We start from the raw sequence: 20,636 nt of genomic DNA, 5'->3' as shown, positions 1-20,636 counted from the left end.
AGAGATTCCAGCCTAAACGAAAAAGGGGCGACCCAACCGGTCGCCCTTTTTTTTCGTCCCGCATTTAAAGGATCAAGCCAGATCCACCAGGACGATTTCACTGTCTTCGATGGCCGTCACTCGCAGCACCTGCTCATGTTCCACCGCAACCCCGTCTCGAGCTTCTGCGCGCAAGCCATTGACTTCAATGAGGCCGGTGGCTGGCACCAGGTACGCCCGACGACCACTGTCCAGGCGGTACTCGGCACTTTCACCGGCTTTCAGGTTGGCCGCCACCAGCCGCGCATCGGCGCGTATCCGCAGGCTTTGATCGTCGCCGGCCTTGCCGCTGGCCAGGGTTACAAAACCTTCGCGCTGCCCCTTGGGAAATGGCTTGGCCCCCCAGGATGGTGCCGAGCCGGCCTCGTTCGGGATGATCCAGATCTGGAAGATTCGGGTCTCGGTCGATTCCAGGTTGTACTCACTATGAGCGATCCCGGTCCCGGCACTCATTACCTGAACATCACCGGCTTCGGTGCGACCTTTGTTGCCCAGATTGTCTTCGTGGGTAATCGCACCTTCGCGAACGTAGGTGATGATTTCCATGTCACGGTGCGGGTGTTTTGGGAAACCGGTGCCGGGGGCAATCACGTCATCGTTCCAGACTCGCAGGTTGCCCCAGTTCATGCGCTTGGGGTCATGGTATTCGGCGAACGAAAAGTGGTGATGGGCATCCAGCCAGCCATGGTGCGCGCCGCCCAGGGATTTGAAAGGTCTGAGTTCAAGCATGATCGTCTCCGGTAAAGGTTCGTCATGGGGCTTAACGCTTGAGCCGCAAAACTAAACCCGTGGTTGATGGCGAGCATCATCCAATAAGCCAATATCGATAAAAAGCGGAAAAAATTCCTCAAACCAATCTAATTAGTTGATTGGTTTAGTGCCGAAAATCTACCGCTCAGCATTCAGTTCATCGCTTAAGCCAATGACAGATAAGCATTTCACTAGAAGTCATGGGCAAATGCAGCGACCATAGGCTCAACAGCCTCACACCCTGGAGTCAGCGTGCCGCAACACACCCCCGATCTGCCCCCCGAGCTGCTACCACTGGCCGAAATGCCGCTGCTCAAGCGGCTGGCCGCCCGGTTCTTCGGTCATGGCCTGACTCGTCTGCGCGCCCAGCATCGCGCGTCCTGGCTGCATGGTCAGGCGGACGGCTTTCGCAGCGGACATAGCGCCGGCGTGGATTACGGCTATAAAGAAGGCAAGCTCGAAGGCCTCGAGGAAGGTCGCCAGGTCCTGCTGATTCGCGACTCGCGCTGCACCGAGCACCCGGCACCGGGTATCGATGACAACCTGTTCGACGACTGGCGCCTGCCCCTCAGTGCCGAGTTGAAGAAACGCATCAAGGCCGATGTCGCCCGATTGCTCCCACCACCAGCGCAGCCCAGTGCGGCCCAGTGGAAGATGATCTTCAGCGATACCCCCTCGACCTCGGTGATTGCCGGCGCGGGGGCGGGCAAGTCGACCTCGCTGGTGCTGCGCATTCTATTGCTGACCCATTACCTGGGGTTTGAGTTGGACTCGTTGACCGTGGTGACCTTCACACGCGAGTCGCGCAAGGACTTCATCAACAAGCTGGTAGAGATGTTTGCCCTCTGGGGTCGCACACTCAGTCTCAAGGATGCCCGGGAGGTGGTGCGAACCTTCCACTCCAGAATCCTGCCCATGGTTCGCAGCCTGCCGGGGTTCGCTCAGTTGCAGGCGTTCGAGAACCTCAACGGCCGTTCCCCGCAAGGTGATGACGTCGCTGACAGCAATCCGTTCGACCTGCGGATCAACGACGCCCAGCGTCAGCAACTGAATGCCTGTTACCACGCCTTGCATACCCGCGATGAACGTTTGCGCGAACTGATCAAACCGCTGTCCCGGCACGCCTTGCAACTCAAGGAATTGGAGCGTGATCACCCGGACGTGCAAAAGCGCATGGCGGTGACCGAGCTTGCGGCCAAACGCGACGAAGAACTCTGTGACACCCTCGAAGACCTGTGGTTTCGCGCGGGTGCCTGGCCGATCAAGGGTATCGAGCCCAACCGCCAGACGTTCGAGATCAATGGCGCCTCATTCCACTGCCACGGCTACATTGCCGAGCTGGATGCCTGGGTGGTATTGGGTTTCGATCCCCGCGAGAACGCGCAGATCAGCCGGCCGGGAGCCAAGTTGTCGGTCCGCGCGGAGTGGGCGGTCAAGCGCACACTGTTTCAAGCTTTCTGTCGTAAGCCTTTGATATGGCTTGATAGTTATGAGTCGGCGAAGCGGGTTGTAGCCTCTCTGGCGGGGGATGCCAGCGCCGGTCCGGGTTTCGATTACAAGGTCAAGGGCGAGCTGAGTTCCGCGCCGCTGCTGGATTGTTTTGTCGCCGCTGCCAGTTTTATCGAGAACCTGGGGCTGGATGTACCCGCTGCGGTCGGCCAGATGAGCTTTGCCAAGGACGATCCTGATCGTTACTTCTTCGAAGCCCTGAGCCTGTACTGGCGCGCGCTGGAAGATCACTTGCTCGATCAATCGCCACCGATCATGACCTATAACCGTATGTTCGCCTTGTTCAGCGAGCATTCGCCGGAAAACCTCAAGTTGCTGAGTGATCAGCTGCTCAGACCCTTGTCGCACTTGATGATTGACGAGTTCCAGGACGTTTCGCCGCAAATCGTCTCCTGGATCCGCGCCAGCCTGCGGGAAATCCGCAGCCGCGGCCCGGCCATGCATGTCGGCCGGGGCGCCCAGCGGTCATCGCTGCTGTGCGTGGGCGATGACTGGCAATCGATCTATGGCTGGCGCGGCAGTTCGCCGAAATATTTCATGGAGTTCAACAAGGAATTCCCGTCACCCGCTACCACCCGGGTCATGCTCAGCGACAACTACCGCAGCCATCAGCACATCATTGATGCGGCAGAGCATATCGTCCGCGCTGCGCCGGCGATTGCCGGGAAAAAGGCCAGGGCCAGCGGCGAACCCAAGGCGTTGCTGCCGGTAAACGTCATGGATCGCGACGACCAAGGGCTGGCCAAACGCCTGATCGAACACTACCGAAACGGTGATTCGATCTTGATGTTGTTTCGAAAAAGCAGCGATAAGTTATTGATAGAAGAGCATATTCAGTCTGTAGTTAATGTGGATTCTAGGTTGCCGCTTGAAGAGCGACGGCTGAAACAGCTGACTTACCACAGCTCCAAAGGCTTGCAGGCTGATGCGGTTTTCCTGCTGGGCGATTGTCAGCATCTGACCCGTTCACCTTACAAGAACCAGGTCTATCGAATGGCCGGGCTGGCCAGGGATGGCGATGCAGAACCTTATGACAGTGCCCAGAAAGACGAAATCCTGCGCCTGGCGTACGTCGGCATCACTCGCGCGGTCAAGCATTGCTACTGGTATGTCGATAGTCAGGATGCCCAGGCGGCCAATGTGCCCAAGGCCTCCGACCGGATTGCCAAGGACAAGGCGTTCTTCGCCGATCAGCGCGGGATGAAGGTCCAGGCGTAGGAGCCGCAGGCTGCGATCTTTTGGCGATTTGAAGACCGCCGAAGATCAAGATCAAAAGATCGCAGCCTGCGGCAGCTCCTACCATCCAGCAAAAAGCCCACGAAATGTGGGCTCTTTGTCAGGATTGCAATGGTTAACCGAAACTTCTCAAGCCCATGGGTGGGATAAAGGATTCAAGTTCGTCTTCTACCGCTTCGATTATTCGTTCGACATCGGCGGCGTTCATTACCGTGGCGCAAGGGATACCGGCAATGGCAATCATGGTTTCGCCGCTGGCGCGATCGAATAACCGGGCGATCATGCTGCCGGGTGCATCCATGCTGGCCTCGAAGCCCATTGGATGAAAATGCCAGCGCATGAGCTGGCAGGCATTGGGAAAGGTGACCTTGGAAAAGACTTTATTCATATGTTGCCCACCTTGTTCATTGAGCACTTCCTTAAACTCGCGGTAGGAACGGAAGGGCCTTCACTGGTCCAACCTGTAGAGCTGTTAAAAGTAGCATCGCTGGCGAGAAGCAGGAGGATTTTTTCAGGCCGTTTGGCGATTGCCTTGAGAAACTATGACGCAAGTCATGTTTGAGCGATCAATAGGCCGATCCCAGTCGCCATTTCGTAGGGGGAGTTGATAGGTAACATTTCCTCAAGTGTTCGGTCTCTAAAGCAGTTGTCAGCGGTGTAATTTCTTTGCCTCCTGTCTGTATGTTAGGAGGCAAGGGAATGCCTGTTTCGACAAATGCGGAGCGGCTGCGGATTGGCCGTGTTTCAGAGGTGGGGCGAATCTATCTGCTGAGCGTAGTTGTTCATCAGCGTCAGCCGGTTTTTGCCGATTGGCGTCTGGGACGGTTGGTGGTGGAGCAGTTTCGGCTTGCGCAGGAAGACGACTGGGCAGATTCATTGGCTTGGGTGGTGATGCCAGATCATTTTCATTGGTTGCTCCAGCTTAGAGGAAGGACGCTGGCCGAGCTGATGTGTCGGGTAAAATCGCGCAGCAGTTTGACGGTGAATCAAGCAATGGGGCGGCGAGGGCGCTTATGGCAAAAGGGTTATCACGACCGTGCAGCGCGTCAGGATGAGGATGTAAAAGATCTTGCCCGTTACGTTGTCTGCAATCCCCTTCGAGCAGGCCTGGTCAAGCGTGTTCACGATTATCCATTGTGGGATGCGTGCTGGCTTTGATACCTGAAGTGTCTGATTTTACGACCGCTGCGCGGCCGGACGCAGGCTTCGCCAGCTGCTACGAAGGCACGCCATGCGCATACCGCACGCCATGCGCATACTCCGTAGCAGCTGCCGCCAGGCTGCGTTCGGCTGCGCAGCAGTCGTAAAGCCTGCTTGCACGATCCGCCTGAAACACCGCGCTGTCTGGTTTTACGACCGCTGCGCGGCCGGACGCAGGCTTCGCCAGCTGCTACGAAAGGCACGCCATGCGCATACCGCACGCCATGCGCATACTCCGTAGCAGCTGCCGCCAGGCTGCGTTCGGCTGCGCAGCAGTCGTAAAGTCTGCTTGCACGATCCGCCTGAAACACCGCGCTGTCTGGTTTTACGACCGCTGCGCGGCCGGACGCAGGCTTCGCCAGCTGCTACGGAACGCGTGTCATGCGCATATCCCACGCTACGAAGGCACTCCATGCGTAGCCGGATGCAGGCTAAGCCGCCTGCTACGGAGGAATGTGCGGAGCCAGATTTCAGTCTTCCTCGCGCACAGTAGCGACATCATCCGCGTTGACCTTGACCTTCCTGCCGGATATGTCTTCGAACTCGTAGAAACCGTCTTTGGTCTTGGTTTTCGGTGCATCCTTGGTCAGGTACTGAGTGCCATCCTGCATCGTCACTATTGTCGGCGAAGCGCAACCGGCCAATGCCAGAAGCGCTGCTACCGCCAGAGGAAAACCCAGTATTTTGATGTTCATGGACAAAACTCTCCTTGAAAGATCATTCGACCGCTTCGGCTGAAGCGAATCATGTATAAAAGGCTGATGGCCTTTTGTGTAGTCAGCTGAGCGAAAGTTCTCTGCCCGAAAGAAAAAAGCCGCTGATTCAGCCGCTTATCCAATACCGTTTGCAAGCCCGGGGCTTGAGCTGCTATCTGTACGCATAACCAGTATCCAGCTACCGTGGCGCGCTAGATCCGTGACTTCCAACCCGCTCGACAATCCTTTCTATTACCTTGACAACTTCGTGCAAGTGCTTGATTGGCTTGCGCAACGTTACGCCGATATGCTGAGCGCGCAAGAGCAGCAGTTCATGCTCGACTTCAGGCATCTTCCCCAAGCCTCCCAGGCATTGCTGGTCAGAATGGTGATGCGCAAGGGCCTGCGGTTTCGCGCCGGCAAACTGTGTTATCAGGAAATTGGCGAGATTTTGCCTGCGGTCGAACCCTTGCTGCGGCTGGGCTGGGTTGATGAGCAGGCGCTGCTGAGCATTGAAGAGCTGTGCGATGTGCTGTTGAAACAGGAAATACTCCAGTGCTTCAACTTCGCGATCGATCAGCCCAAGGCGAAAAAAACCGCATGGCTTGCCTGCCTGAGCGGGCAGTTCAGCGAAATCCAAACCTTCAAGCAATGGTGTCCGACCCTGGACGACCGGCTGTTTACCCTGACCATCATGGGCCTGTGCGACCGGCTGCGGTTGATGTTCTTTGGCAACCTCTACCAGGACTGGTCGGAGTTCGTGCTGGCGGACCTGGGGATCTTTACCTACGAAAAAGTCGAGTTTTGCGCCGAATCCCGTGGCTTGCGCAGCCGGGACGACGTGGATGGCTTTGTGTACCTGCAGCACTGCCAGGAATGCTTCGAGGCCGGCGAATCAGTGAGCGAAGTGCTTGAGCAGATCAATGCGCTGCAGACCGACAACCCCTGGCTTGAGCGGCGTCGCGCCAGACTGTTGTTCCAGCTCGGTCAGCACTGCGAACGAATCGACGAGTTGCCGGCGGCGCTGGCCATCTATCGCACCTGCGCTTATCCCGGCGCCAGGCTGCGTTTGATCCGGGTGCTTGAGCGCAGCGGCAAGTATCCGCTGGCAATGGAGCTGGCCAGCCACGCCGGACAGTTCCCGGAAAGCGCCGCCGAGCAACAGCAACTGCTGCGTGTCCTGCCAAGGCTGCGGCGCAAGCTCGGTGGCCCGGCCATGCCGCGAACGGTGGCGCGGGATATGTTGCGCCTGGATCTCAACCTGCCAAGAACCGACCCGGCGTTGTCGGTCGAACTGCATGTCCAGGCCCACCTCGATGACGCCCAGGCACCGGTGCACTATGTCGAGAACGGCCTGATCAATTCGCTGTTCGGGCTGCTGTGCTGGCCGGCGATCTTTGCGCCGTTGCCCGGGGCGTTTTTTCACCCGTTCCAGCGCGGACCGGTGGACCTGCTCAACGAGGACTTTCATGCGCGGCGCGCCGAGCTGTTCCGGGCCTGCCTGGCGGAACTGGACGACGGGCGTTATCTCGAGACCATCCGCCAGCGTTACGTAGCCAAGTGGGGCGTGCAGTCGCCATTCGTGTTCTGGGGCGTCTTGACCGAGGACTTGCTCGAGCAGGCCCTCGATTGCCTGCCGGCCGAACACCTCAAGCACTGGTTCAATCGCTTGCTGCTGGACATCAAGGCCAACCGCGCCGGCATGCCGGACCTGATCCAGTTCTGGCCGCGGCAGAAAACCTACCGCATGATCGAAGTCAAAGGCCCGGGGGATCGGCTGCAGGACAACCAATTGCGCTGGCTGGATTTCTGTCAGCAACATCAGATGCCGGTGGCCGTCTGTTATGTGCAATGGGCGGAGCAGGGCACGTGAACTACAGCATCGCGGTACGTGCCTTGTGCGAGTTCACCGCCAAGGTCGGTGATCTCGACTTGCGCTTTACCCCGTCGCCGACGGCGCTGGAAGGCATCGTCGGTCACCGCACCGTCGCCTCGCGACGTAACCCGGGTTATCAAACCGAAGTCGCGCTCGAGGGCCAGTTCCGGCAATTGCGGGTCAGGGGCAGGGCGGACGGCTACGACCCCGGCCAGAACCAGCTCGAAGAAGTGAAAACTTATCGCGGCGACCTGAACGCCATGCCGGCCAATCATCGTCAGCTGCACTGGGCTCAGGCGAAAATCTATGGCTGGTTGATGTGCCAGCAATTGCAGCTGCCCGAAATCAGCCTGGCGCTGGTGTATTTCGATATCGTCAGCGAAAAGGAAACCCGGCTGGTGGAAGCCTGGAGCGCTGCGGATCTGGAGCCGTTCTTCAATCGCCATTGCAGCCTGTTCTTGCAGTGGGCCGAGCAGGAAATGGCCCATCGCGAGGCGCGTAATCAGGCGGCGCAGCTATTGCGTTTTCCTCACCCTGACTTTCGCCCGGGCCAACGCCACCTGGCGGAATCGGTGTTCAAGGCGGTGAGTACCGGCCGCTGCCTGATGGCCCAGGCGCCAACCGGCATTGGCAAGACCGTGGGTACGCTGTTTCCGATGCTCAAGGCGCTGGTACCGCAGCAACTGGACAAGGTGTTTTTCCTCACCGCCAAGACTCCGGGCCGGCAACTCGCCCTCGATGCCGCCCGGGTGATCCACGACAGCGCGCCGCAGCTGCCATTGCGGGTGCTCGAGCTGGTGGCGCGGGACAAGGCCTGCGAGCACCTGGACAAAGCCTGCCACGGTGAATCCTGCCCCTTGGCCAAGGGCTTTTATGATCGTCTGCCGGCGGCCCGCCAGGAGGCCACTCAATCTAAGGTCTGGGATCAAGCCAGGCTGCGGCAAATCGCCCTCAAGCATGAGGTCTGCCCCTATTACCTGAGCCAGGAAATGGCCCGCTGGGCTGATGTGGTGGTGGCCGACTACAACTACTATTTCGACTTCAGCGCCTTGCTGTTCGGGCTGGCGCAACTCAACCAGTGGCGGGTCGCGGTACTGGTCGACGAGGCCCATAACCTGGTCGAGCGCGGTCGGCAGATGTACAGCGCGAGCCTTGATCAATCGACCTTGAACAGCGTGCGCCACAGCGCGCCAGACCCGTTGAAGAAGTCCTTGCAGCGCTTGAACCGTGAATGGAATGCCCTGCACAAAGAGCAGATCCGGCCCTATCAGGCCTACGCCCGGACTCCGGAAAAACTGCTGCAGGCGCTGTCGCTGTGCATCGCCGCCTTCGGTGATTACCTCAACGACCATCCCCAGGGGCTGGACAGTGCGCTGCAGGGTTTCTATTTCGAGGCGCTGCAGTTTTCCCGGGTCGCCGAGCTGTTCGATGAGCAGTTCCTGTTCGATATCAGCAAGCGTGAGTTGAGCACCAAACGCAGTGTCTCGCAGTTGTGCCTGCGCAACGTGGTGCCCGCCGGTTTCATCCGCCCCAGGCTGGCGGCGGCTCGCAGCAGCGTGCTGTTTTCCGCGACCCTGACCCCTCGGCACTACTATGGGGATTTACTCGGGCTGCCGACTGACACCGTCTGGGTGGATGTCGAGTCACCGTTCAGCGCTGACCAACTGGATGTGCATATCGTCAGCCGGATCTCCACCCGTTTCGTGCATCGCCAGGCATCGCTGGCGCCCATCGTCGAATTGATCGCCGCGCAGTTTGAACAGCGTCCGGGCAACTACCTGGCGTTCTTCAGCAGCTTCGATTATTTGCAGCAGGTGGAGCAGTTGCTGGCCGAGAAATACCCGTATATCAAGCTGTGGTCACAATCGCGGGGCATGGACGAAGGGCAACGTCAGGCCTTTCTCGAGCAATTCACCACCAGCAGCCAGGGTGTCGGCTTTGCGGTGCTCGGCGGGGCGTTTGGCGAAGGCATCGACTTGCCCGGCGCACGCTTGATCGGCGCCTTTATCGCCACCTTGGGGCTAGCCCAGCTGAACCCGGTAAACGAGCAGCTGAAACAGCGCATGGCCGCGATCTTCGGCGCCGGTTATGACTACACCTACCTGTTTCCTGGTGTCCAGAAGGTGGTGCAGGCCGCCGGCAGGGTGATCCGTACCCAGCAAGACCGCGGCGTGGTGATGTTGATCGACGACCGCTTTGCGCAAGCCAGGGTGCAGCAATTGCTGCCACGGTGGTGGTCAGTCAGACAATTCGCGGCTGACTCCGCACATTCCCCGTAGCAGCTGCCGAAGGCTGCGTTCGGCTGCGCAGCAGTCGTAAATTCTGCTTCCACGGTGTGTCTGGAATACCGCAGTGCCTGATTTTACGACCGCTGCGCGGCCGAACGCAGCCTCGCAGGCTCGGCAGCTGCTACGACGGTTCGCGTAACGCTTTCACTGACTCGCATTGAGCCCCCTCATTGCGCCGGATACACCGCATCTCGAATCTCCCGCGTAAACGCCCCGGACATGCCTTCGAACGCGGTATTGGTCAGGGCCACCACGGTCAGCTTCGCCAGCGGATCGACAAACCAGCTGTGACCATAGGCACCGCCCCACTGAATCGTGCCCTTGGACTGTGGGGTTTTCGTCAGCGACGGATCATCCAGCACCGCCCAGCCGTAACCGAAGCCCCAACCCGGCCCCTGGGTCTGCGCCTGGGGCCCGACCTTATCGCTCATCATCGACTGCACGCTACCGGGTGACAGGATAGACCCGCCGCCCTGGCGCAGGATTTCCAGAAAGCTGCTGAAATCCCCGGCGGTCCCGGCCATGCCGGCACCGCCTGACGGGTAGGCCTGAGGGTCGAGAATCCGTTTCAAGGAGAACAGCGTGCTGCTTTCGCCGGATTTGATCACAGCCTCATCGGCCATTCGCATCGGCACCGGATGGCCGTCGCTGTACACCGCCGAGAGGCGCTGGATATCGCCCACCGAGAACGCTGTATCGCGCATGCCGGCCGGGCCGGTGACCAACGCTTCGACCAGCATCGGCAGGCTCTGCCCCGTGACTTTTTGCAACACCGCGCCCAACACATCGGTAGCCATGGAATACCGCCACTGGGTGCCCGGCGGATAGCTCAGAGGCACGCTGGTTATGCGCTTGAGGTTTTCCTCAAGGCTGATATCCGGTTCAGCCAGGCCATCCGAGACCCCCGCGGTGCGATAAGGCCCGTGCTCGGTTTCCAGCAAACCATAACTCAGGCCGGCTGTATGGTTGAGCAGCTGGCGGATGCGGATGTCCGGTTCGCTGCCGTCGGCCAGTTGGGGCCGAAAATCTGGCAGCCAGCGACTGACCCGATCATCCAGAGACAAGCGGCCTTGCTCGACCAGGCGCATGGTTGCGGCCGAGACTATCGGTTTGGTGACGGAGGCGAGACGGAAAATCGTGTCCTGGGTCATCGGGCTGGCCGCCTCGCGATCGGCGAAACCGGCGGCCCGGCGGTAAACCACCTGACCGTCGCGAAGGACTATCACCACAGTACCGACGATCCGCTGCTCGGCGACGGCGCGCTCGATCACCCCGTCGAGACGCCCGGCCAGCTCGGGCTGACCAGTGTCGGCGCTGGCCAGCGAACCGCAGAAGAAGGCGGTCACGGCGGCAAGGCATTGGGCGGGAATATTCATGGTTTTGATAAAACTGAACATGACAACTCTCTGTTGTTCGGTTACTGCTATTTGCGCCATTGGAGGCTAACACGCTGTCTTCGTTCGACAAGTCGGTTCATGCCTTCAGCTCTTGCCGGGTTGTTGATCTCCACCAGGCTCAAAATCCACCCCTCACCCCAACCCTCCCGAAACGTCGGACCGCCCCAAGGGGGCGAGGGGGCAGAATGTGGGTTTCTGCGGATGTACTGCGACCTGAAAGTACTAGGCTGAATCCTTAATCGACTTGGTTTCACAGGTCGCAGCAACTCGATAGACACTCAAGATCAGCTCCCTCTCCCCCTTGGGGAGAGGGTTGGGGTGAGGGGTGGATTCCGAATCAACCAAAAATCCGGATCTGGCTGTTCCTCGCCTGACTGGCGTTAAAGCCGCCTCGCACTAGACTCCACAGAGTAAATCGCCCCTGGAATCAGACGATAGTCTGCAGTCCCGAGAAACGGATCTTCCTATGACTCAGTCGAGCCTATGACATCTTCTCCTGCCTGGATCATCTGCGAGCACTGCGACTCGGTGTACAAGGCAGTCCCTCTGGCGAAGGCCCAGACGGCTCGTTGCATTCGTTGCGCAGCCATTCTGGATCGCCCCGACCCGTTCAGCATTCAACAACTGCTGGCACTGTCCATCAGCGCCGCGCTGTTGTTCGTGTTCGCCAACGCGTTCCCGATCATGACCATCAGCCTGCAAGGCCTGAGTAATCAAGCGACGCTGTGGCAGTCGGTGCAAGCCCTGGCGCAAGGCGAGATCAGCGTGATTGCGGCGGTGACGGGGCTGGCGATCATCCTCGCGCCACTCCTGCAAATCTGCCTGTCGTGCTGGGTGCTCGGCTTTGCCCTGGCCGGGCGCGCGGCTCCCGGATTCAAGAACTGCATGCGCGCCCTGGAACACCTGCGGCCCTGGAGCATGCTCGAAGTGTGCTTGCTGGGCATTCTGGTGGCCATCATCAAACTGGCGGGCATGCTCGATGTGCATCCGGGGACGGGATTGTGGGCGCTGGCCATGCTCACCGTGCTGATCATCCTGATTTCCGGTAAAGGCATCCGCAGGCTGTGGAAAGACCTGGAGGACGTCATTCGATGAATATGCCGCCCTATGCCAGCCAGTTGAATCTGACCTTGTGCCATACCTGCGGCCAGGTCTGCCCGGCGGCGGACCCAAGCTGTGCTCGTTGCGAATCACCCCTGCATCGACGCAAACCCAATAGCATTGCGCGTACCTGGGCATTTTTGCTGGCCAGCCTGGTCTTCTACATCCCGGCCAACGTGCTGCCGGTGATGTACACCGACATCTTTGGCAGCGGCAGCGAAAACACCATCTTCAGCGGGATCGTCGAGTTCTGGAACGCCGGCGAGTGGGACCTGGCGCTGGTTATCTTTATTGCCAGCGTGGCAGTGCCCTGCATGAAATTCCTGGTGCTCGGCACGTTGCTGATCACCTGCCAGCGCCGCAGTCGCTGGGCCATGCGCGAGCGGGCGAAGCTCTATCGACTGATCGAAGTGATCGGTTACTGGTCGATGCTCGACGTGCTGGTGGTGGCCGTAATCGCTGCCCTGGTGCAATTCAAATCCCTCAGTACCATCGATCCGCGGATCGGTATTCTATTTTTCGGTCTGGTGGTGGTTATGACGATGTTCGCTGCCATGAGTTTTGATCCCCGGCTCATCTGGGACGCAGAGGTTGAAAATGCCTGATCATCCAAGTTCCACCGCCGCGCCGGCTCCAGGTACCCCCGAGGTCAAGCGGCGACGTTTCAATGTGTCCCTGGTATGGCTGGTGCCGATTGTCGCAGCCCTGGTCGGGTTGTCCATGGTGATCCATAACGCCAGGACGGCTGGACCACAGATTACCGTGAGTTTCCTGACGGCCGAAGGGCTGGTGGCGAACAAGACCCAGGTCAAATACAAGAACGTGGTCATCGGCAAGGTGACCTCGATTACCTTGCGCGAGGACCAAAGCCATGTCGACGTGATCATCGACCTCGAAGGATTCGCCAAATCCTTTGCTACTGAAAATACGCGCTTCTGGGTCGTGCGGCCGCGTATCGGCGCCCAAGGTATCTCGGGGATCGATACGCTATTGTCCGGGTCCTTTATCGGTGCCGATGCCAGCGAGTCGAACAAACCGCAAAAAAAGTTTGTCGGCCTCGAAACGCCGCCTTCGATTATCTACGGTGAGCAAGGCACCCGTTACAGTTTGAAAACCGACGACCTCGGCTCGCTGGATATCGGCTCGAGCGTCTACTATCGACGTATTCCGGTCGGTGAAGTGGTGTCCTATAAGCTCGCCGATGACGGCAAAAGCGTTGAGGTGCAGATCTTTATCCATGCCCCGAACGACCGGTTCGTGACCCGCGACAGCCGATTCTGGAACGCCAGCGGGGTGGATGTCAGCCTGGCCGCCGACGGCCTGAAAGTGAACACCGAGTCGCTGGCCTCGATTCTGGCCGGCGGGATCGCGTTCGTTGAGCCCAAGTACAGCCCCAATCCCGTGATCGCGGAAGAAAACACCCAGTTCACCCTGTTCAACGACCAGCAAACCGCCATGGCTCCGGCCGATGGCGAGGCACGCTACATCCGCATGCGCTTCGATCAGCCCTTGCGGGGTCTGGTGGTCAATGCGCCGGTGGAATTTCACGGGGTGAACCTGGGTCGGGTGGTATCGGTTGACCTGGACTATGACGAGGTCAAGAAAAGCTTCCCCACCATCATTGGCGCGGTGATTTATCCCAGCAGGCTGGGTAAGGCCCATGAAAAAATGTTGAAGAACCGCGACGTCAACGACGAAAACCTGGCGGTACAAGTAATGGGCCAGTTCGTCGCGCGGGGGCTCAGAGCCCAGGCCAGGACCGGCAACCTGATCACCGGCCAACTTTACATCGCCCTGGATTTTGTCCCGAACGCCACCCCGGTGAACTTCGACGTGGCGGCACGACCTATAGAGATTCCAACGATACCGGGCAGCCTGGATAAACTTCAGGAGCAACTGCAAGCCGTCGTCGACAAGATCAGCAAGCTGCCGATCGACCAGATTGCCGCCAACCTCAATGGCACCCTCGGCGACCTGCAGAAGACCCTCAAACAGGTCAATGGCGAAGTGCTGCCGCAGATGCGCGATACCCTGGTACAGGCCAAGAAGACCGTGGCTTCGGCCAATGACAGCTTTTCCGAGGATTCACCGCAGCGCCAGCAATTTGGTCAGGCCATGGATGAGGTCCAGCGTACCGCGCGTTCGGTGCGGGTGCTGACCGACTTCCTGGGCCGGCATCCCGAGGCGCTGATTCGCGGACGGATCAAAGACAACAAGCCCGATGGATATAAATCATCGTCTTCATCCTCTCGAGACATTGACCAGGAATGAACCCCATGACTATTCGCTCCCTGGCCTTTTTCGCCACCCTGGGCCTGAGCGCCTGCACGTCGGCGCCGACCCATTACTACACCCTGGTGCCGACCGCGACGGACAGTGCAACGCGCACGAATGCAGCCGGGTCAGCTTTCCAGTTCGAGATGCAACCGGTGCGTATCCCGGTCCAGGTCGACCAGCCGCAGGTGGTGATCCGCCAGAGTAGCGGAGCCTTGGCGATCCTTGAAACCGAGCGCTGGAGCGCGCCGCTGGCCGATGAGTTCCATGACGCCCTGGCCAGCCAGATGGAGCTCAAGCTGGGTACCCGCGATCTGGCGGGCTTACCCAAGGTTCCCGGCCGCGACGTTCTCTCGCTGCAAACCGACGTCCGGCGTTTCGACTCACTGCCGGGTCAATACGCCTTGATCGATGCGGTCTGGAGTATCAGCCTGCGCGGCGCTGGCGAAAAAACCCGGAGCCTGACCTGCAGTAGCGTCATCCGCCAACCTGCCGGTCCCGGGGTGCCGGATGTGGTGCTGGCCCATCAGCGGGCCATCGGGCAACTGGCGGGCATCATTGCCGGTACCGCCCGCAACTGGTCAACAAAGCGGGGGACAGGCTGTCCTTAGCCCTTGATGCATAGGTGTCTACACATTTTTTGATGCTTGGCAGGGCGTAGGGCGTAGGGCGTAGCAGCTGTCGAGTAGAACGAGGCAGCGTCCGGCTGCGAAGCAGCCGTAAAACCCTGCACCTCGGAGTTGCAGATAAACCGCGAGCACAGCTTTTACGAGGACTCCGTCCTCGGACGCTGCCTCGTTCTACTCGACAGCTGCTACGGGAGTTCTAGCCTTTCGAGATGTGTAGATACCCATGCCCTTGATGCCCCGTCCGCCGACTCCTAGAACTTCGCATAACTCAACGCATCGACGATGGCCGAACCGCCAATGCCGGTCAGCGCCAGCAAAAGCGCGCGCACCAGCGGCTCTTCCGAGTAGCGTGAGAAGGCGCCGGTATTGAGCGCCGCGATGCGTTCGCGGATCATCCGGAACTTGTCATAACCTGGTGTGCTGGCGGGTGTTTCCAACAGGTAGCTATCAACTCGCTGCAAGGCCGCGGCTCGTGCCTTTTCCGCGGCACGGCGCAGCGACAACGCGCTGATCAGCAGCACCAGCGCGGTGAGCAGGAATGAGAGGACCACGCTGGGCGGTGTCGGCCAGTTGTCGAACACACTGCTGCGAGACGCCATCAGGATCAACAGGACTACCGTCGGGGCATAGATCAGACGGTTGACCGCCGCGCTACGCCTGGCGATCAACATCGTGTCCACCCAGTCGTCGATACAGGCATGGTCACGGATACCAAAAATTTTCTCATGCTCATCCTGCAATTTTTTTGGCCAGATCGCGTGATAGCTGCTGAGTTGGCGGATAAATCGCGCCAGTAGGCGATTGGCATCCACCACCCAGAACACCAGCAGTTGGAAAACCAGGGTTGGAACCATCCAGCTCAACCTCCAGACCGGCGATTCTCCGCGCACCGGAACCCCTTCCATGGGCCACAGCACAAAGAGCACGCTGGTGACCACCACAAAAATCCAGGTGGCGAGGACGGCGCGCAGCATGCGGGCACCGAAGGTACCGCTCACGCAGTGCTCCCTCCAGAAGCGCAGGAAAGAGATGATCGTGCGTCCGTCCGCATCACCGGACCGGGGAAGAGCAGCCCATGCCCTGGGCTGTGTTCTGGCAATGCTGGTGGATGAGAGCGGGAACAGCACCAGGAACAGGCGATGCCCCAGTTCTTCGAACCATTGATGCCATGTGCGCCTTTTTGCGCCCTGAACGAAGCGCGGAAACTGCCGCCACAGACTCGTTCGACGGCTGCGCAGGTAAGGGCGCAAGTGATAGGCGGTCTCGATCTCGATCCGGCTGACGCGCAGGCTGCGCCAGCCCCAGGCCAGCGCCGAGATGGAGATCAGCACTGCGAGCAGGCGCAGCGCCACCGTTGGCCAGGCGCTGATGCCCTCGAACAGGAACATCGGTTCGCCCAGTCCGCCGCCCGTCAAGGTGTGGCGGATCTGGAACGCCCATAGCAGCGCCAGGATAAATGCCACGATCGGCACCGCGATGTACCACGCCGACGAGTCGAACAACCCTCTGGCCACGACGGGGGCGGGTGGGCCTTCGCAAGGAGCCGACTGGCGCCGGGAGCGGCGGATAAGCCCTGAGCAAATGATCCCCAGCAGGATCAACACGAAGGTGATCCACATGAACTCCACGCGCCAGTACTGGGTGGCGACCCAGGCCGACAGCCCGGACGCCACATAAAGTGCCAGCGGCACGCCGCGCACCCAAGGTGGCAGGCTGTTGTCGGGCGATTGCTCATTAGTCCACCACCAGCCGAGGAAAATCGCCAGGACCAGCAGGATCAGCGACAGCGGCCCGGCCCAAAAGTACGACTGTCGCTCTTCGAACTTGTTGCGCACCGTTTGGGACAGTTCGGGATACGGCGGCGGCGACGGATCCTGCAGGCAGCGCAGGGCCATGATGTCCTGCGCACGTATAGTGCTGACCCGGCCTGGCCGCGCACGGAGCGGGGCTGCGCAATCCTCGGCGCGGGATGCGGTCAACCGGCTCGCCAGCGGGATGAAGCCACTGATGCCCACTTCATAAATGCCAGGCGAGAGCAGCCCCGACTTCGAATAATCGAATTTCGCCCGCTTGGCGTCGAAACTCTGGGGCGCTTGGGCGGCCAGCACCGCGATGAACACCGCGCTCTGCAAACTGTCGCGAAACGGTGGCACGTCCTGTTGCAGGGCGCGGGTCAGCGTCAGCCCATAGGGCGCGGCCAGCACCAGGTTGCGGGTGGTCTGCGCCTGCCCGCGCTGCAACATGCGCGCGTCAAGATCGGTGGAGAAAAACACCTTGTTGGGCATCCGGCTCTTGAGAGCCTGCAAGACCAGCAACTTGTCGTAGGTGTCGACGCCCAGCACGCCAATGGCGCCGATTCCACTTTCACCATTTCGGCGATAAGCCTCGTCCTCGAGCACGATGTAATCGGCGAGGCGGCGCAGGTAATCGAGCTGGGAATTGCCATCGGACTTCTCGAGGGGGCTGAGATCCAGCTGGTTGCTGTCCTTGCTGGCATCCTTGGCGGTGGCCTTGTCGCCGCTCGGGGCTTCCTCCGGAAGGCGTCCGTCCAGGCCACGCAGATAGCTGAAGCGCAGCACCCATTCATCGACCAATGCCCCGTCTTCGTGGCCGATACGAGCGCTCTCGGCAACCTGCGACTTGAAGCTCTCGATCAGTGCGCGGCTGTAGAAGCTGTCCCACTCGGAGATCAGCGCAATGCGATTGGCGCGCCTGCCCTCGGGACCGCAAGGCATTCCGACCCGCAGGGTCGCGCCTTTGGCGCATTGCACACCGGCAGCCGGGTCTACTCGACGCAGCTTCAGTTCCTCCAGGAGCAGGCGTGTCATGGTGCCGTCGTCGCTGACCGTGCGCAGCAGGTTCATTGACTCCTTATACCGGGTTGGCTCCGCCGATATTTCTTCGGGAGAACCGGCCTTGGTGAAGCCACGCATCAACATTTTTTTGTCGGCCGTGGCCAGTGGCGAGTAAATCTCGATATGGGGCACTAGCGTGCCCTGGGCCTCCTGCCAGTACATATCCCGGAGCATTGTCGAGTTGGAGGGGCCGACTACCTTGAGTAACGTACTGTCGGGCTGCGCGTCGCACGCTTGCGGCGCGCCGTACGCCTGGCCGACTTTACAGGCCAGGGTGTGGCGCAAGACCTCGAGCTTTTGCAACGGGTCCGAACCCAGATACTCCTGCTTGACCCAGAACAGCATGGTCCGGTCAGCCGGATGCTGGATGTCGTCAACGTCCGTAGGGGGATCGAACGGGTCGGCGACGAAGGTTTCATAGGGGAGCTCAGCGCGTTGCGGATCGGTTTCGGTGGTTTGCGGATCGCCCGCCAGATCGTTTGCAAGGGCCAGGCAACGGATGTGCTGCTCGTCTTCCGGGACCATGCGGGAATTCTTGAACCCCGCCAGGGTGGCGTAGCGAATGCGCCGGCGCAGTTCCACCTCATCGGCATACGGCCCACCCTCGACCAACGCCACCATGATGTCCGGAGGCGCTTCCTGCGCGGGTGAGGTACCAGGTACCGCTGACTTGCCGGAAAGCGTGCTACTGCATTCCGAGCCTGGGAATTTGCTGTCCTTGAGTTTTTTGCGATAGCGCTCGAGCGCATCGAAGGGGTCCTGCCACAAGCGGGCTTCTATGGGCAGTTGCGCCTGGAATTGGCCACCGATGGGGCGCGACTCGAGGAAAGGCTCACGGGTGAGAGCGAAGGTCGATACCACCAGGCTGAGGATGATCGCGCTGCCTGGCAGCCAGAAGCCCAGGTTGCTGCCTGAATCCTTGCTGTTGTCCATGGCCTATCCCTCAGGTGTCGGGCCGACCGGTACTCCTAAGGTATAGACCCAACCTGGGCACCCGCTCAACTCGAGGGGTGCGCCAAGGGGCCGGAGTCGTCACTGATGCCTGCGATTTTATCCTGCAGCCGGATACGCTCAGCCCCCGCATTGGAACCTGAACAGGGTGCAGGCATATCCATCGACCGACAGCTGATGTCGAGTGAATTCACCTTTGGTGAGGTCGGGGATGACCCTGGCCCAGAATGCGCGCGCCGGCTGATTGGCGTCGATGTGGAAAATCTGCCACTGACCGGGAAATTTCTTCAGCAATGCCGACACCACAAACCTGGCGACGCCTTGACCGCGATAGCGGCGGCTGACAAAAAAGTAGCCGATATTGTACTGCGCGCCTTGTGAGCGAACCTCGTCGTCAATGGTCACGAAGCCGGCCAGCTCCCCGTCAGCCTTGATCAGGAAAGGGCGGGTCGAGGGTTTTCGCCAGTAGTCGAGTTTGGGCTGGATGCTGAAAAAACCATGCTCGCCGAACTCCAGCGCCAGCCACTCGCTGAAGTCGTACATATAGAACTGCATCAGGTTCTCGATGCATTCGAGTTCATCGCGCTGGGCGTTGTGCAGTTCTATCGAGAGCATCGGGGAGCTCCTGCTTGCAGTTTGCGGGGTCATGGCGGCTCTCGCTGGCCAGGCGCCGAAAGTCCACGATCATGGCCAGCCCTGATGCCGGTCAGTCAAGCATTGGCTGTTCCCAAAAGATCGCAGCCTGCGGCAGCTCCTACAAGTTTTATGTGCACCCGTTATCTCAAAGGTGACCTGGTGTGGGAGTCGCCTGCGTCGTGGAGCGGATTCCTTGTCGAGGCAAAGCGGCGTCAAACGGGAAAAAGCGGTGTTATGCATAAAAAATTTGATACCCATGGAGGCGGACTCTGGAGTAACAATTGCAACGCGACCAACACGGTTCTCTGTGGGAGAACAGTGACCGCCACCCGAGTATCACCAATGCCACAAGAGCCACCAGAGCCGCCATGAACCTCAAATTCCTCGAAACCTTCGTCTGGGTCGCCCGCCGGCAAAGCTTCAGCCGGACCGCGGAGAAAATGTTCAGCACCCAGGCAGCGATCTCCAGCCCGCAGAAGAGGCTGGTGCGCATCGGCGTGATGGACACGGTGATCCATACCTGGCTCAGCCCGTTGATGTCGACCCTGATGCAAACCTTTCCTGCCGTGGAAATCGAGATCACCGCCGACGCCGCGCGCAATCTCTGCGACCAGCTGCAGAAGGGCTATCTGGATATCGTGTTCCAGACCGACCTGATCCGCCACGACAGCGTGCGCAACCTCGAGCTGGCCCATTACCCGATGCACTGGATCGCCGCCAGCCACTCGATCTATGCCCGGCCCTATGCCTCGCTGGTCGAGATGGCCGGTGAACGCATCATCACCTTCGTCAAACACTCGCGAGCGCATCAGGATGTACTCAACCTGCTGCATGCCCATGGCATCAATGCACCGCGGGTCAGTTGCGTCAATTCGGTGTCGGCCATGACCCGGCTGATTCGCGACGGCTTCGGCATCGGCGCCTTGCCGGCCGCGCTGGTGGCCGAGCCCCTGGCCAGCGGCGAACTGATTCAGCTGGAACCGGGCAGCCGCTTGCCGCAACTGGATGTTGTCGCCTCGTGGCGCGCCGGGGTGGGCCTGGAACTGGTGGAGAGCATTGTCAGAATGAGCCGCCAGGTGGTCAGTCAATACGCCGCTGATGTCGGCCCCCATCGCATGGTTTCGGTAGCGGATCTCAACAGTCGGCTGCCCCTTGAATAACTTTTGGTTATCCGGGGGTGACAACATTCCTTGTTGGACG

General features: G+C 59.9%; 15 protein-coding genes. 9 read left to right on the top strand and 6 right to left on the bottom strand.

From position 1 onward, the window contains the following. Nucleotides 1-72: 72 nt before the first annotated feature. A complete protein-coding gene (locus F8N21_RS14160; protein WP_150642727.1) occupies nt 73-768 on the bottom strand; it encodes a pirin family protein in 696 nt (231 codons plus the stop codon). Nucleotides 769-1,041: 273 nt separating this feature from the next. Between F8N21_RS14160 and F8N21_RS14155 the strand changes: the two genes are divergently transcribed. Further along, nucleotides 1,042-3,516 carry a UvrD-helicase domain-containing protein gene (locus tag F8N21_RS14155; RefSeq protein WP_150642726.1) on the top strand — a complete coding sequence of 825 codons (2,475 nt, stop codon included), beginning with the start codon at nt 1,042-1,044 and terminating at the stop codon, nt 3,514-3,516. 133 nt (nt 3,517-3,649) lie between these two features. Here F8N21_RS14155 and F8N21_RS14150 read toward each other — a convergent pair whose 3' ends face one another. Further along, nucleotides 3,650-3,922, bottom strand: a complete 273-nt coding sequence (locus tag F8N21_RS14150; RefSeq protein WP_150642725.1) for a DUF1652 domain-containing protein — start codon at nt 3,920-3,922, stop codon at nt 3,650-3,652. 311 nt (nt 3,923-4,233) lie between these two features. Here F8N21_RS14150 and F8N21_RS14145 point away from each other — a divergent pair, with 311 nt between their 5' ends. Then, nucleotides 4,234-4,692 carry an REP-associated tyrosine transposase gene (locus tag F8N21_RS14145; RefSeq protein WP_150642724.1) on the top strand — a complete coding sequence of 153 codons (459 nt, stop codon included), beginning with the start codon at nt 4,234-4,236 and terminating at the stop codon, nt 4,690-4,692. A 512-nt stretch (nt 4,693-5,204) separates the two neighbouring features. On the opposite strand, the gene F8N21_RS14135 is transcribed toward F8N21_RS14145, so the two are convergent. Further along, nucleotides 5,205-5,429, bottom strand: coding sequence for a YgdI/YgdR family lipoprotein (locus F8N21_RS14135; RefSeq protein WP_150642723.1), 225 nt, complete (start codon nt 5,427-5,429; stop codon nt 5,205-5,207). Nucleotides 5,430-5,649: 220 nt separating this feature from the next. Here F8N21_RS14135 and F8N21_RS14130 point away from each other — a divergent pair, with 220 nt between their 5' ends. Both F8N21_RS14130 and F8N21_RS14125 read left to right on the top strand, forming a co-directional pair. Further along, the gene (locus F8N21_RS14130; RefSeq protein WP_150642722.1) at nt 5,650-7,302 is read left to right on the top strand and encodes a VRR-NUC domain-containing protein; all 1,653 of its coding nucleotides are present in this window, start codon (nt 5,650-5,652) and stop codon (nt 7,300-7,302) included. Then, a complete protein-coding gene (locus tag F8N21_RS14125; protein ID WP_150642721.1) occupies nt 7,299-9,584 on the top strand; it encodes a helicase C-terminal domain-containing protein in 2,286 nt (761 codons plus the stop codon). The genes F8N21_RS14130 and F8N21_RS14125 overlap by 4 nt, the downstream gene beginning before the upstream one ends. Before the next feature lie 176 nt (nt 9,585-9,760). Here the strand turns inward: F8N21_RS14125 and F8N21_RS14115 are convergent, their stop codons facing one another. Next, entirely contained in the window at nt 9,761-10,969 is a 1,209-nt protein-coding gene (locus tag F8N21_RS14115; protein WP_150642760.1) for a serine hydrolase domain-containing protein, read from the bottom strand. Between the two features lie 504 nt (nt 10,970-11,473). On the opposite strand from F8N21_RS14115, the gene F8N21_RS14110 reads away from it, so the two are divergent. Genes F8N21_RS14110 through F8N21_RS14095 form a run of 4 tightly spaced genes read left to right on the top strand, consistent with a single transcriptional unit; the run spans nt 11,474 to nt 14,976 of the window. Next, a complete protein-coding gene (locus tag F8N21_RS14110) occupies nt 11,474-12,085 on the top strand; it encodes a paraquat-inducible protein A (protein ID WP_150642720.1) in 612 nt (203 codons plus the stop codon). After that, on the top strand, nt 12,082-12,696 hold the full coding sequence (locus tag F8N21_RS14105; protein WP_150642719.1) for a paraquat-inducible protein A: 615 nt from the start codon (nt 12,082-12,084) through the stop codon (nt 12,694-12,696). Before F8N21_RS14110 ends, F8N21_RS14105 begins: the two co-directional genes overlap by 4 nt. Then, on the top strand, nt 12,689-14,362 hold the full coding sequence (locus F8N21_RS14100; RefSeq protein WP_150642718.1) for an intermembrane transport protein PqiB: 1,674 nt from the start codon (nt 12,689-12,691) through the stop codon (nt 14,360-14,362). The genes F8N21_RS14105 and F8N21_RS14100 overlap by 8 nt, the downstream gene beginning before the upstream one ends. 5 nt (nt 14,363-14,367) lie before the next feature. Continuing rightward, nucleotides 14,368-14,976, top strand: a complete 609-nt coding sequence (locus tag F8N21_RS14095) for a membrane integrity-associated transporter subunit PqiC (RefSeq protein WP_150642717.1) — start codon at nt 14,368-14,370, stop codon at nt 14,974-14,976. A 269-nt stretch (nt 14,977-15,245) separates the two neighbouring features. Here F8N21_RS14095 and F8N21_RS14090 read toward each other — a convergent pair whose 3' ends face one another. Both F8N21_RS14090 and F8N21_RS14085 read right to left on the bottom strand, forming a co-directional pair. Then, complete coding sequence (locus F8N21_RS14090) at nt 15,246-18,782, bottom strand: hypothetical protein (protein WP_150642716.1); 3,537 nt, start codon at nt 18,780-18,782, stop codon at nt 15,246-15,248. Between the two features lie 138 nt (nt 18,783-18,920). After that, nucleotides 18,921-19,415, bottom strand: a complete 495-nt coding sequence (locus F8N21_RS14085; protein WP_150642715.1) for a GNAT family N-acetyltransferase — start codon at nt 19,413-19,415, stop codon at nt 18,921-18,923. 389 nt (nt 19,416-19,804) lie between these two features. Between F8N21_RS14085 and F8N21_RS14080 the strand changes: the two genes are divergently transcribed. Continuing rightward, complete coding sequence (locus tag F8N21_RS14080; protein ID WP_150642714.1) at nt 19,805-20,596, top strand: substrate-binding domain-containing protein; 792 nt, start codon at nt 19,805-19,807, stop codon at nt 20,594-20,596. Nucleotides 20,597-20,636: the final 40 nt, after the last annotated feature.

It is taken from the genome of Pseudomonas fluorescens, assembly GCF_902497895.1.
In the GTDB taxonomy this organism is placed as follows: Bacteria; Pseudomonadota; Gammaproteobacteria; order Pseudomonadales; family Pseudomonadaceae; genus Aquipseudomonas; species Aquipseudomonas fluorescens_BP.
Note: the sequence above shows the minus strand (reverse complement) of the source record. Positions and strands in the feature narration are given on the sequence as shown.